Here is a 13248-nt window from a genome sequence, read left to right on the forward strand (position 1 = left end):
AAGGAGCCATCTATGTCCTGGATCATTCTTGTTATCGCCGGTTTGCTGGAAGTTGTGTGGGCGATTGGCCTGAAATATACCCACGGTTTTACCCGCCTCGTGCCGAGCCTGATTACGGTTGCGGCGATGATTGTCAGCATAGCGCTGCTGTCCTGGGCTATGCGCACGCTGCCGGTCGGCACGGCCTATGCGGTCTGGACGGGGATCGGTGCCGTCGGTGCGGCCATTACGGGGATTTTACTGCTCGGGGAATCGGCGAGTCTGGCGCGTATCGCCAGCCTCGCGTTAATCGTCGCCGGGATTATCGGACTGAAGCTCAGCACCCATTAATGGGGCTGCTCAACCCAGATTAATTTCGTCACATCAAACCCCTGCCGGGTCGCGACGTCCAGCATCTGCTGCTTCATTTCTGGCGAAATGGTCGGCGTGCGGGAGAGTATCCAGAGGTAGTCGCGATCCGGCCCGCAAATCAGCGCGTGGCGGTACTCTCTGTCGAGCGCAATCACGTTATACCCGCCGTAGAACGGCCCGAAAAACGACACCTTCAGCGCGGCGCGGTTTGGGCTGCCGGTGAAGTAGGCTTTGCCCGTCGTCTGCTGCCACATGCCACGATCCGGGTTGTAGCCGCGATTAACCACCTGAATTCCGCCATCGTCCATCGCGCTGTACGTGGCGGTGACTTTTTCTAATCCGCGTTCAAATCGATGGTCCAGGCGGGCGATTTCATACCAGGTGCCGAGGAAGCGTTGAGCATCAAAACTGCTGACGACGGTGACGCCGGGAGGCGGGGCGGGTGAACTACAGGCAACCACTAAAAACGCGGCTGTTACTGCTGCAATAACAGGCAAAATGCGCATAGGTGTTTCCTTACTGGTTTTTTGATAAGTGTAGATGACAGCAGGGAAAAAGCGGGGACGGGTAGAGAAGATTTTGTTGGCCGGGCAAGCGCTAGCGCCACCCGGCGCTGTTTTATTTAAGCGCGTCGAGAATACGATAGGCCGCATCGACTCGCGCCGGATTCGGGTAGCTCTTGTTCGCGAGCATCACGATGCCGATCTCTTTCTCAGGAATGAACGCAACGTAGCCGCCAAACCCGCCGGTAGAGCCGGTTTTATGCACCCACGAGGCTTTCACCGGCGGCGCTGGAGGCGTTATTTCCTGCGCAGGCAGCGGCGCAAGGGCGACCTTATTATCGCTGCCGTCGACCACCGTTCGGGCATCCACCGGCCAGTCCAGCATCTCCCAGCCCAGTCCCTGATACATCGAGCCGACGTGCCAGTAGCGGGTCTGTGCGAGCTTGATACCCTGCTTCAGTGAGGCATCCTGAACAGCATCCGGCTTCAAGTTCGCCATCACCCAGCTCGCCATATCGCCCACGGTGGTTTTCACGCCGTAGGCCTCCGCGTCGAGCATTCCCGGCGACACGTGTACCGCTTTACCGTCGCGATAGCCCCAGGCGTAGTGCTGCTCTTCGGATGACGGCACCCTGAGCCAGGTGTGCTCCAGCTTAAGCGGCTTAAAGACCCGCGCATCCATCGCCTGCTCGAAGCGCATGCCGGACGGTTTTACCGCCAGCGCGCCGAACAGGCCGATGCTGGCATTGGCGTACAGCCGCGTGGTGCCCGGCTTCCACTGCGGCTGCCAGGTCTGGTAGAAATTCAGCAGCGAGGCGTCGTCCTTCACCTCATCCGGTACCTGCAACGGCAGGCCGCCCGCGGTATAGGTCGCCAGATCCAGCAGGCGGACTCCCTGCCACTGTTTGCCGGTCAACGCAGGCCAGTATCGGGTAGCCGGATCGCTCAGGGAAATCTCTCCGCGCGCAATCGCGTCGCCACCCAGCACGCCGGTGAAGGTTTTGCTGATAGATCCAAGCTCAAACAGGGTGTGCGGCGTGACGGGCTTTCCGGCGGCGACATCCGCCTTCCCGAAGGTAAAGAGGTGCGGCTTGCCCTGATAAATGACCGCGACGGCCATGCCCGGAATGGACTGGGTTTTCATCAGCGGCGTGATGGTCTGTTCCACCACGTCAGCCAGCTGCTTGTCTGACAGCGTACCGGCAAACGCAGAGCCGGTGGCGGTGAGCAGCAGGGCGCAGCACAGGGATTTTTTCATGGGTCATCTTCCTTAATCGCAGGTGGAGAACGTGCCTTAGACTGCGGGATTTACCCGCGACAGGGAAGGGGCAGAAAGAAAAAACCCGCCGTGCGGCGGGTTTAGCGGTCAGAGGGTCACGACGGCAATCAGCGTGACCACGGTCAGGATGGTCGCCAGACCGTAAAACACCCACTTGCCGTTCGGGACGTGGATTTTCAGGTCGTGCATCGCGTGATGAATACGGTGCAGGCCGCACCACAGCGGCAGGACAATCATCAGGAAGATGAACACGCGGCCAATAAAGCTGCTCGCGAACGCCAGCACGCGCTCGTAGCTCAGCGCATCGCCCGGGTACAGCCCCAGCGGCAGCATAATGCCGACCAGCAGGATAATCACCGGTGCGATAATCGCGCTCCACATGCCGCCTGCGCCAAACAGACCCCAGAAGACTGGCTCATCAGAACGTTTTGGATTTGGATTGATCACGGTAGTCTCCTTACCAGAACAGCGCGACAAACAGAATCACCAGGGTGACGATCGCCGTCACCGCCCACAGCCCTTTAATAACCGGCTCTGGCCCCATTTTCTCGCCTTTTACGATGATGTTCGCCGCTTTTGGCGCCAGTTCAAACCAGGTTTTGGTATGAAGCAGGGCCGCTGCCAGCACGATGATGTTCAGGATCACCACGATCGGGTTTTGCAGGAAGCCCACAAAACTGGCCCAGGTTTCCGGGCCGTGCTTAAGGGCGAACACGCCGTACATCAGCTCAATGCTGAACCAGACCGCCGGAACGGCCGTCCCTTCACGCAGCATATAGAAGCGATAAAACGGCAGATTTTTCCACCAGGTGGACGGCACTGGCCGCACGTAGGCTTTGCGTTTAGTCGTCATCATGCACTCCTTAGCGTGGTTTCAGGGTAGCGATAAGAAAGTCTTTCGAGCTTTCCACTTTCCCCTGCTGAATAGCGGCGGCCGGATCGACGTGCTTCGGACACACTTCGGAGCAGTAACCCACAAACGTACAGCTCCAGACGCCGTTCTGGCTGTTGAGCTGCGCCATGCGTTCTTTTTTGCCGTTGTCGCGGCTGTCTTCGTTATAGCGGTGCGCCAGGGTGATGGCGGCCGGGCCGATGAACTCAGGGTTCAGGCCAAACTGTGGGCAGGCGGCGTAGCACAGGCCGCAGTTGATGCAGCCTGAGAACTGATGGTATTTCGCCATCTGCGCGGGCGTCTGGGTGTTTGGCCCCTGATCCGGCGTGCGCGGGTTACCGATGATGTAAGGCTTAATCGCCTCCAGGCTTTCAATAAAGTGGGTCATATCGACCACCAGATCGCGCTCAATCGGGAAGTTACCCAGCGCTTCCACCTTGATGCCTTTGGTGTATTCACGCAGGAAGGTTTTGCAGGCTAGCTTCGGCACCTTGTTGACCATCATGCCGCAGGAGCCGCAGATCGCCATGCGGCAGGACCAGCGGTAGCTCAGGTCCGGCGCGAGGTTATCTTTGATATAGCCGAGCGCGTCCAGCAGGGAGGTTTGCTCGTCGTAAGGAACTTCGTAGAAAGCGCTGTGCGGTGCGGCGTCCACTTCCGGGTTGTAACGCACCACTTCCACTTTCAGTTTTTGCATCTCAGCCATTCGCCTTCTCCTTCTTATCGGCGGCTTCTGCTTCTGCACCGTAAACACGTTTCGCCGGCGGCAGCGTGGTGATCTTCACGTCGCTATAGTCCAGACGGGTGGTACCGTCCGCATCGCGCCAGGCGAGGGTATGTTTCAGGAAATTGACGTCATCACGTTCGGTACAGCCTTCATCCAGACGCTGATGCGCGCCGCGCGACTCTTTACGCGCCAGCGCCGAGTGCGCCATACATTCGGCCACGTTCAGGCCGTGCCCCAGCTCGATGGTGTAGAGCAGGTCGGTATTGAAGACGCTGGAGGTATCGGTGATGCGCACGCGCTTGAAGCGCTCCTGGAGTTCCGCCAGCTTGTCGACGGTTTTCTGCATCAGCTCCGGAGTACGGTAGATACCGCAGCCCTCTTCCATCGACAGGCCCATCTCGTCGCGGATCTTCGACCAGTTTTCGCTGCCCTCCTGGTTTACCAGGTCTTTAAGGCGTTTTTCGACGTCCGCCACCTGCGCGTCCAGCGCGGCACCGTTAGCTTCACCCGCTGTTGCCGCTCGCTCCATCGCGCGCTCGCCCGCCATACGGCCAAACACCACCAGCTCTGCCAGCGAGTTCGAGCCAAGACGGTTCGCGCCGTGCAGGCCCACGGAGGAACACTCGCCCACGGCGAACAGCCCTTTAATGCGGGTTTCACACTGCCCATCGGTTTCGATACCGCCCATGGTGTAGTGCGCGGTAGGACGGACCGGGATCGGCTCTTTCACCGGATCGACACCCACGTAGGCTTTCGCCAGCTCGCAGATGAACGGCAGACGTTCCAGCAGCTTCTTCTCGCCCAGATGGCGCAGGTCGAGATAGACCACGTCGCCGCGCGGCGTTGGGATGGTGTTGCCTTTGCGCCACTCGTGCCAGAACGCCTGAGACACCTTGTCGCGCGGGCCGAGTTCCATGTATTTGTTCTTCGGCTCGCCGAGCGGGGTTTCCGGACCCATGCCGTAATCCTGCAAATAGCGATAACCGTTTTTATTGACCAGAATGCCGCCTTCACCGCGGCAGCCTTCCGTCATCAGGATGCCGGAACCCGGCAGCCCGGTTGGGTGATACTGCACGAACTCCATATCGCGCAGCGGGACGCCGTGGCTGAGCGCCATGCCCATCCCGTCGCCGGTCACGATGCCGCCGTTGGTGTTGTAGCGATACACGCGGCCCGCGCCGCCGGTTGCCATCACCACCGCTTTCGCGCGGATCTGCACCAGCGTGCCTTCCATCATATTCATCGCCACCAGACCGCGCGCTTCGCCGTCATCCACGAGGATATCGAGAACGAAATGTTCGTCAAAGCGTTGAATTTGCGGGAACTGGAGGGAGGTCTGGAACAGGGTATGCAGCATGTGGAAGCCGGTTTTATCGGCGGCGAACCAGGTACGTTCGATTTTCATACCACCGAAGCGGCGAACGTTCACGCTGCCGTCCGGGCGGCGGCTCCACGGGCATCCCCACTGTTCAAGCTGGGTCATCTCCGTCGGGCAATGATGCACGAAGTAATCAACGACATCCTGTTCGCAAAGCCAGTCGCCCCCTGCAACCGTGTCGTGGAAATGGTATTCGAAGCTGTCATGATCCTGCGCAACGGCGGCGGATCCTCCTTCTGCGGCAACCGTGTGGCTGCGCATCGGGTAGACTTTTGAAATCAGAGCGATTTTAGCGTTGGGATTCGCCTGTGCTGCGGCAATCGCAGCGCGTAATCCAGCTCCGCCAGCGCCTATTACGGCAAGATCGGCTTGAAAGGTTTGCACGACATTCCTCCAGATTTTTGTTATTTCGCAATGCGATGACCTAAAGGTAGTTCACCTGCCCGAACGGGCTATCGCGAAAGCGTATCCACTGCTCCTTTATGGGTAAAACAGTATAACCGCGTGTAAATGAGGGAAATTTGACGTGTTCGATTTTTTTGCTGTTATCTCCAGCGATTTATCATTGAGATTGATGAATTGCGTCACGGAATTATTTCTATCAATGAAATCCGCCCTTTTACTGCGCAAAATTTGTCTCTGTCCCGGCTAACGAGTAGACTTCGTGCCCTTGTTTGATATCGGAGAAAAACTCATGAGCGAAACGGCCACCTGGCAGCCGAGCGCGTCCATCCCAAACCTGTTAAAACGCGCTGCAATCATGGCGGAAATTCGCCGTTTCTTTGCCGATCGCGGCGTGCTTGAGGTGGAAACGCCATGCATGAGCCAGGCAACGGTAACCGATATTCATCTGGTCCCGTTCGAAACCCGTTTTGTTGGCCCAGGCCACTCTCAGGGCATGAATTTGTATCTGATGACCAGCCCGGAATACCACATGAAGCGCCTGCTGGCGGCGGGATGTGGCCCGGTCTATCAGCTGTGCCGCAGCTTCCGCAATGAAGAGATGGGACGTCACCACAACCCGGAATTCACCATGCTGGAGTGGTATCGCCCGCACTATGATATGTACCGCCTGATGAACGAGGTGGACGATCTGCTGCAACAGGTGCTCGACTGCGCCGAAGCCGAAACGCTCTCCTACCAGCAGGCGTTCCAGCGCTATCTGGAGATCGATCCGCTGTCAGCGGACAAAACCCAGCTGCGCGAAGTCGCGGCAAAACTGGATCTGAGCAACGTCGCGGACACCGAAGAGGATCGCGATACGCTGCTGCAACTGCTGTTCACCTTTGGCGTTGAGCCGCAGATTGGTAAAGACCGTCCGGCGTTTGTCTATCACTTCCCGGCAAGCCAGGCGTCACTGGCGCAAATCAGCACTGAAGATCACCGCGTGGCCGAGCGCTTTGAGGTGTACTACAAAGGCATCGAGCTGGCGAACGGTTTCCACGAGCTGACCGACGCGCGCGAACAGCAGCAGCGTTTCGAGCAGGACAACCGCAAGCGTACCGCCCGCGGTCTGCCGCAGCAGCCTATCGATACCAATCTGCTGGAGGCGTTAAAAGCCGGTCTGCCAGACTGCTCCGGCGTGGCGCTGGGGGTCGATCGTCTGGTGATGCTGGCGCTGGGCGCAGAGCAGCTGGGCGACGTGATTGCGTTTACGGTGGATCGCGCCTGATCTTCTCCCTCTCCCGTGGGAGAGGGCATCAGATTGTAGGCCGGGTAAGCGTAGCGCCACCCGGCAACAAAGACGGTTTAATTGTTCTTTATCGTCTACAAACTCCCCGCCGGGCGGCTACGCGCCGCTGACGTCAACGTTCTTCCCGTCTTACGCCCGTCCAGCGTTTCCAGACGCATCTGGAACGGTGGGAACGGCATATCGATACCGTGCTCGCGGAAGCCTGCCAGAATCAGCTGGTGGATCTCATGGCGCAGCGGCATACGGTGTCCCATCTCGGCGGCGTAAATACGCAGCTCGAAAATCTGGATCCCTTGCTGCAAATCGACGAGGAACACTTCCGGTGGCGGGTTGTCGATCACCAGCGAGCAGCGTTCTGCTGCGGTGTAAAGAATTTGCGTCACCTCTTCGCTGTTGGCATCCGACGGGGCAGGCACGGTCAGTACCACACGCGTCACGGAGTCGGACAGCGACCAGTTGATAAACTGCTCGGTGATAAACGCCTTGTTCGGCACGATGATCTCTTTGCGATCCCAGTCGCTGATCGTCGTGGCACGCGTGTTGATCTTGGTGATGCTGCCGGTCAGGTCGCGGATCGTCACCGTATCGCCGATACGGATCGGTTTTTCAAACAGGATGATCAGGCCAGAGATAAAGTTGGCGAAAATCTCCTGCAAGCCAAACCCGAGCCCCACACCCAGCGCGGCGACCAGCCACTGAAGTTTCGACCACTCAATACCAATCATCGAGAAGCCAACCAGGCCGCCTAACAGCATGATCAGATACTTGGTGATGGTGGTGATCGCATACCCCGTCCCCGGCGTTAAATCCAGGTGCTGCAACAGGGCCAGCTCCAGCAGGGCAGGGAAGTTACGGATCAGCTGCGTGGTGATGATAAACACCAGAATCGCAATCAGCACGGCGCCCAGCGTGATCGGCTCCAGGCTTTCCACACCCTGCACCGTCGAGGTCACATCCCACAGAGAGATGTTCTCCAGGAAGCCAAACGCGGAGTGAATTTCTGACCACAGGACAATCACCGACAGCAGGGCAATCAGCATCAGAATAGAACGCACCAGGCGCAGCGACTGGGTACTGATGGCGTCCAGATCCAGCTCGACCTCGTCAACATCCGTGGTGCCTTCCGTGCTGTTGATATGGTTTGGCTCTTCTTCGCCCCGCGCGCGCTGGGCAAGAATTTCGGCACGTCGGTGCTTGGCGCGATCGAACGCCAGACGACGGCGCTGGATCAGCATCCAGCGGCGGATAACGTGATACACCACCAGCAGCAGGAACCAGATCGCAACCGAGGTTTCAAGGCGTGCCAGCAGCGCCTGGGCCGTTGCCAGATACCCGACGGCCGCCGCGAGGATCGCCGCCAGCGGTGCGCTGAGCAGCAGGTTCCACAGCAGGCGGTTGAACATGTTGTCGCCGCTGCCCGTTTTATCGAGGTAGAGCGGGATCCCCGCGCGCTTCAGGCTCAGCGTTACCACCGCCAGCGCGCCGCAGATCAGCATAAAGCAGAGGCGTCCCAGCGAGCCGGAGAACTCACGGTCGTTGAGGTTATCGAACATGATCAGCGCCATAATCAGCGGCACGATCAGGCCGATGCTCATCAGGTAATAGCGCATCGCCCGCGCCACCCGGTTACGCGGCCAGCCAAAGTGGGCGATAAACAGGCCGTTCGGACGGGCAAAGGTGGCGCAAATCATTACTACCCACAGCAGCGGCACGGTGGCGGTCACGCCGTCGCCAATCGCCACCGCAAGCGGGTAGGGCCAGGCCTCGCGCAGGCCGTAGCCGAGCGTCATCCACAGTACCGGCAGCGGGGAGGCGACCAGAATCGACCAGAATACGGTGCGCAGCGTGAGCCAGAAGTGATCCTGCGTCACCTTGCCTACTCTGGCGCTTGAACGTTCCAGGAATCGGGTGAAGTGCCGGCGCGAGTAAATGCTAAAGCCTACCAGGATCAGCGCGGCGATCAGCGGGAAGATGGTCTCTTTGCTGGTCAGCATCATCACGCTTGCCTGTCCCAGCTGGCTGAAGGTATCCAGGGAGATCAGACGGCGCAGATCCTGCACCAGCTCAATCGGCCAGGCGAAGGTCATGGGCCGCACGTCAGAGGTCCAGAAGAGGTAGCGGTGCGTCGCCTCGTTGACCTCTTTCAGCGCATCCTCAAGCTGGCTGTTGGACACTTTCAGCTTGGTGAGTTCCAGAATGAGCGTATCGCCGCCCTGCAACAGCGAGTTGAGCAGCTCGCGCTGGGTGCGCATCTGCGCGTCCAGAATCCGGCTCTGCTCGCTGGTAAGCGGCTGGCCGTCCGCCTGACGGATCTGGCGGATTTGCGGCTGTTTGTTGAGGAGATCTTCAAAGTGCAGGCGCTGAACGCGAAGCTGCGCCATTTCGGTATCCAACTGCTGCGGCTTTGGCATTTCCGGCAGGCGCGCCACCTGGGCGCGTAGCGCCTCGCCCAGCAGGTTCGAGGAGCCAAGCCACTGGGACTGCTCGCGCAGGGTGTTAAGCGCCTGACGGACCTGCAAGGTTTGATTGGTGGCCTGGCGCTGCTGCGAGGCCACCAGATCCATACGCTGCGCCTGCTGGTTCAGCGCGGCGGAAAGCTCGCGGTTCACCTTGAACTGATCGACGATCCCCGCTGGCAGGTTATCGCTGTTTTCCGCCAGCAGTTCGGTGCTCTCCAGCGCGCGCTCGGCTTCACGCTGGCGCTGGCTGTTTAGCTGATTACGCAAGGCCTGAAGATAAGCATCAAGCTGCTGGCTCTGCTTTTGCGCCAGCTCCGAGCGCATCCGCGACAGCTCCTGGCGGTTATTGGCAGAGAGCTGCGCCAGCTCCAGTTCATCCACCAGCGCTTTGAGCCGCGCGGATTCGGCCTGGATATTGAGATTTTGCGCGGTGTTTGCAGACTGCGATCCGGCCCGGCGTTCCACCTCGTTAAGCTGGCGGCGGGCGTCGGTCTGCTGCTGCGGAAGCTGGTTGAGCGAGTCGGCAATGTCGCGGGCGCGCTCCTGCTCCTGCTGCGCCTGACGGCTTTTTTCCACAAGCTGGCTGCTGACCTGGAGGATCTCCTGGTTCAGCGCGTCGGAGGTCATGCCCGCAGGCACCTGGCGCGGTTCATCGCGCAGATTCGTCAGCTGCGCGCGCAGGGTTTGCGAGAGTTTGGGGAAGTTGTCGATAACCTGCTGGTACTGCTCGGCGCGCTCGAGGGAGCCTTTTCGCTCCTCAAGCGCGTTCAGCGCGGCCTGGAGTAATTCAACGGTTTCGGGCTGAGCGGGTTTTGCCGCTTTTGCCTGCTCCAGCTCCTGGGTTATCTGTTTTGAGTCGGGGGCTGTCGCTGCGTACGCCCCCATGCTGAGGCACCAGGCCACCAGTAGAACGATAATCGGGCGCACGTCAGCGATCCTTCTGTTATTAGCCTTCGTCTTTTTTGTCGTCAACCAGCGGGCTGGCGTCGTGCTCGGCTTTAATCTCTTCTTCGGCCAGCGGTGCAGGCTCGGCGGCTGGCGTCACGAACGCTTCAGCAGATACCGCCAGCGGCTGGCCCAGCTTCGTCACGGACAGGCTTTCCAGCTGCTCGACCAGGTTAACTTTGCCCGGCGCGAACAGATTAATCACCGTTGAGCCCAGCTTGAAGCGGCCCATCTCCTGACCTTTCAGCAGCGCCACGGAGCCTTCCGCTTCCCCGGCAGGCCACGTCCAGCGCTTGATCACGCCTTCACGCGGCGGGGTGATGGTGCCTGCCCAGACGGTTTCGATGCTGCCTACGATGGTCGCGCCCACCAGAATCTGCGCCATTGGGCCAAATTCAGTATCAAACAGACAAATAACGCGCTCGTTACGGGCAAACAGGTTCGGCACGTTCTGCGCCGTCAGGTGGTTGACGGAGAACAGATCGCCCGGCACGTAAATCATTTCGCGCAGGATGCCGTTGCACGGCATGTGAACGCGGTGATAGTCGCGCGGCGACAGGTAGGTGGTGGCGAATGAACCGTTGCGGAACAGATCGGCCATGATGTAGTTACCGGCCAGCAGCGCTTCAAGGCTGTAGTTATGGCCTTTGGCCTGCAAAATCTTGTCGTTTTCGATTTTGCCAAGCTGGCTGATCACGCCGTCGGCAGGCATTACCAGCACGTTAGGGTCGGTGTTCAGCGGGCGCACTTCGTCACGCAGCGGGCGCACGAAGAATTCGTTAAAGGTGCGGTAGCTTGCCGTGTCCGGCTTCTGCGCCTCTTTCATATCGACCTTGTAGTATTTCACGAACAGGTCGATGACCAGTTTGGTCAGCCAGCCCGCTCGTTTGCTCGCGCCCCAGCCCGCCAGGCGAGTGAGCCACAGTTTTGGCAGAATGTATTGAAGCGAAAGTTTAAATGAGTTTAACAAGGTAGCCTCCAGGCCATTGTTTTGTCGTTCCTGATCCGGCGTTAAGCCGCCGGAACCTGAAAAAAGGGGACGATTTTAGCGATGCTTAGCTTAGTTGTCAGTTATCAGAATCAGAAAAGTTTTTACGCGTTTTTACGTCTTCCATGCTCTCAAGAATGCGGTGGTAATTCTCGAAGCGGGTTTCCGCAATTTCACCGTTCTCAACCGCTTCGCGGATGGCACAGCCCGGGTCGTTATCGTGTTTACAGTCGCGGTATTTGCACGCGCCTAAATAGTCATGGAATTCGACAAACCCGTTGAAGATTTGTTCCGGTTCGAGGTGCCACAGGCCGAACTCACGCACGCCCGGGGAGTCAATCACGTCGCCGCCGTGCGGGAAGTGATACAGACGCGAGGCGGTGGTGGTGTGCTGGCCCAGGCCCGAGACATTGGACACGTCGTTGGTCAGGATCTCTTGCTGGAGGCCGAGAAGGTTATTCAGCAGGCTGGATTTACCCACGCCGGACTGGCCCGCAAAGATGCTGATACGGTCGGTCAGCGCCTCTTCAAGCGGCTTAAGGCCATCTTTGGTGTGGCTGGACACCATCAATACGCGATAACCAATCTTGCGGTAGATATCCATCTGCTCATTCACAAAGGCCATGCCTTCGTCATCCAGCAGATCGATTTTGTTCAGCACGATAATAGGCTCAACCTGCAAGGTTTCGCAGGCGACAAGGTAGCGGTCGATGATATTGAGCGACAGCTCCGGCAGGATAGCGGAAACAATCACGATCTGATTAATGTTGGCCGCAATAGGCTTAACGCCATCGTAGAAATCAGGACGGGTGAGCACGGACGTGCGTTCATGTACGGCCTCAACGATGCCTTTGACCGTAACCCCTTCTGCCGCCTCTTTGCCCGGACGCCAGACCACGCGGTCACCGGTGACCAGCGAGCGAATTGTTCGACGGATGTTGCAGCGGTGAACTCTACCGTCAGCGGATTCCACGTCAGCGTGCATACCGAAACGGCTGATCACTACGCCTTCGGTGGGTTCGCCAAACAGGTTGTCGTCGTAATCGACCTTCTCCGAAGTGGTTTTCAGTCTGCGCTGGTGGTTGGCTTTAACGCGGCGCTGCTGCCCTTTGGAGAGTTTATTTTTACTCAATCGCACTGGCTCCTGGTCGCCCGTAATGGGCAAAACCTCTATGATACACTCTAATTAATACTAGTTAACCCGCTACTGCCGGTTATACGAGAGGTGGAAAATAACATGAGCGCAGATGAAAACAACCTGATTTGGATTGATCTTGAGATGACCGGTCTGGATCCCGAGCGCGATCGCATAATTGAGATCGCCACGCTGGTCACCGATGCCAACCTGAATATCCTGGCGGAAGGGCCTACGATTGCGGTTCATCAATCCGATGAACAACTTGCGCTGATGGACGACTGGAACGTGCGTACCCATACCGGCAGCGGCCTGGTCGATCGCGTGAAGGCCAGCACCCAAGGCGACCGTGATGCAGAGCTGGCGACCATTGAGTTCCTGAAACAGTGGGTTCCGGCAGGGAAATCACCGATTTGCGGCAACAGCATCGGGCAAGATCGCCGTTTCCTGTTTAAGTACATGCCTGAACTGGAGTCCTACTTCCACTACCGTTACCTGGATGTGAGCACGCTGAAAGAGCTGGCACGTCGCTGGAAACCAGAAATTCTGGACGGCTTCAAAAAGCAGGGCACCCATCAGGCGATGGATGATATTCGTGAGTCCGTGGCGGAGCTGGCGTACTATCGCGAAAACTTTATTAAGCTTTGATTTTGAGACCCGGCGCCTTGCGCGGTCGGGTTTTTGACGTTAAATTGTTCAGCTTGCCGATTAAATAAGCATTTGAACTTAATTTCAAAAAAATCCCTTTGAGGGGGGTTGCAGCTAAACGGATTTCTCGTATAATGCGCCTCCCGTAACGACAGAGAATTACACGTTACGACAGCAGCAAAAGCAGTACAGATTTGCGGGAATAGCTCAGTTGGTAGAGCACGACCTTGCCAAGGTCGGGGTCGCGAGT

Annotated in this window: 12 protein-coding genes; 3 read left to right on the forward strand and 9 right to left on the reverse strand. The window is 58.3% G+C overall.

Annotated elements, in window-relative coordinates; translation table 11 throughout:
• The first annotated feature begins 12 nt into the window (after positions 1–12).
• Entirely contained in the window at positions 13–330 is a 318-nt protein-coding gene (sugE, locus tag ACSVHP_RS18270) for a quaternary ammonium compound efflux SMR transporter SugE (protein ID WP_234673121.1), read from the forward strand.
• Here sugE and ACSVHP_RS18275 read toward each other — a convergent pair.
• From ACSVHP_RS18275 to frdA, 6 genes are all read right to left on the reverse strand, one after another.
• A complete protein-coding gene (locus tag ACSVHP_RS18275; protein ID WP_447552648.1) occupies positions 327–857 on the reverse strand; it encodes a lipocalin family protein in 531 nt (176 codons plus the stop codon). The two genes, sugE and ACSVHP_RS18275, sit on opposite strands and share 4 nt — an antisense overlap.
• A 112-nt stretch (positions 858–969) precedes the next feature.
• The gene (gene ampC / locus ACSVHP_RS18280; protein ID WP_447552649.1) at positions 970–2112 is read right to left on the reverse strand and encodes a CMY2/MIR/ACT/EC family class C beta-lactamase; all 1143 of its coding nucleotides are present in this window, start codon (positions 2110–2112) and stop codon (positions 970–972) included.
• 108 nt (positions 2113–2220) lie between these two features.
• A complete protein-coding gene (frdD, locus tag ACSVHP_RS18285) occupies positions 2221–2580 on the reverse strand; it encodes a fumarate reductase subunit FrdD (RefSeq protein ID WP_234673115.1) in 360 nt (119 codons plus the stop codon).
• A 10-nt stretch (positions 2581–2590) separates the two neighbouring features.
• Positions 2591–2986, reverse strand: coding sequence for a fumarate reductase subunit FrdC (gene frdC / locus ACSVHP_RS18290; RefSeq protein ID WP_417315462.1), 396 nt, complete (start codon positions 2984–2986; stop codon positions 2591–2593).
• Between the two features lie 10 nt (positions 2987–2996).
• Complete coding sequence (locus ACSVHP_RS18295; protein WP_447552650.1) at positions 2997–3731, reverse strand: succinate dehydrogenase/fumarate reductase iron-sulfur subunit; 735 nt, start codon at positions 3729–3731, stop codon at positions 2997–2999.
• On the reverse strand, positions 3724–5514 hold the full coding sequence (frdA, locus tag ACSVHP_RS18300; protein ID WP_417315460.1) for a fumarate reductase (quinol) flavoprotein subunit: 1791 nt from the start codon (positions 5512–5514) through the stop codon (positions 3724–3726). Before frdA ends, ACSVHP_RS18295 begins: the two co-directional genes overlap by 8 nt.
• Positions 5515–5824: 310 nt before the next feature.
• Here frdA and epmA point away from each other — a divergent pair, with 310 nt between their 5' ends.
• Positions 5825–6802: an elongation factor P--(R)-beta-lysine ligase gene (epmA, locus tag ACSVHP_RS18305; RefSeq protein WP_234673108.1), complete on the forward strand. Its 978-nt coding sequence runs from the start codon at positions 5825–5827 to the stop codon at positions 6800–6802.
• Between the two features lie 95 nt (positions 6803–6897).
• Here the strand turns inward: epmA and mscM are convergent, their stop codons facing one another.
• From mscM to rsgA, 3 genes are all read right to left on the reverse strand, one after another.
• Positions 6898–10209, reverse strand: a complete 3312-nt coding sequence (gene mscM, locus ACSVHP_RS18310; protein ID WP_447552651.1) for a miniconductance mechanosensitive channel MscM — start codon at positions 10207–10209, stop codon at positions 6898–6900.
• 19 nt (positions 10210–10228) lie between these two features.
• Complete coding sequence (gene asd / locus ACSVHP_RS18315) at positions 10229–11197, reverse strand: archaetidylserine decarboxylase (protein WP_234673102.1); 969 nt, start codon at positions 11195–11197, stop codon at positions 10229–10231.
• Positions 11198–11294: 97 nt separating this feature from the next.
• Positions 11295–12347, reverse strand: a complete 1053-nt coding sequence (gene rsgA, locus ACSVHP_RS18320) for a small ribosomal subunit biogenesis GTPase RsgA (RefSeq protein ID WP_447552652.1) — start codon at positions 12345–12347, stop codon at positions 11295–11297.
• Between the two features lie 105 nt (positions 12348–12452).
• Between rsgA and orn the strand changes: the two genes are divergently transcribed.
• Positions 12453–12998, forward strand: coding sequence for an oligoribonuclease (orn, locus tag ACSVHP_RS18325; protein WP_234673089.1), 546 nt, complete (start codon positions 12453–12455; stop codon positions 12996–12998).
• Positions 12999–13248 lie beyond the last annotated feature (250 nt).

It is taken from the genome of Enterobacter sp. 186315, from assembly GCF_053290175.1.

Bases quoted from the DNA above. Each gene is read 5' to 3' on its own strand.
- frdC (WP_417315462.1), bottom strand. From the start codon at position 2,986: ATGACGACTAAACGCAAAGCCTACGTGCGGCCAGTGCCGTCCACCTGG.
- ampC (WP_447552649.1), bottom strand. From the start codon at position 2,112: ATGAAAAAATCCCTGTGCTGCGCCCTGCTGCTCACCGCCACCGGCTCT.
- epmA (WP_234673108.1), top strand. From the start codon at position 5,825: ATGAGCGAAACGGCCACCTGGCAGCCGAGCGCGTCCATCCCAAACCTG.
- ACSVHP_RS18275 (WP_447552648.1), bottom strand. From the start codon at position 857: ATGCGCATTTTGCCTGTTATTGCAGCAGTAACAGCCGCGTTTTTAGTG.
- orn (WP_234673089.1), top strand. From the start codon at position 12,453: ATGAGCGCAGATGAAAACAACCTGATTTGGATTGATCTTGAGATGACC.
- ACSVHP_RS18295 (WP_447552650.1), bottom strand. From the start codon at position 3,731: ATGGCTGAGATGCAAAAACTGAAAGTGGAAGTGGTGCGTTACAACCCG.
- sugE (WP_234673121.1), top strand. From the start codon at position 13: ATGTCCTGGATCATTCTTGTTATCGCCGGTTTGCTGGAAGTTGTGTGG.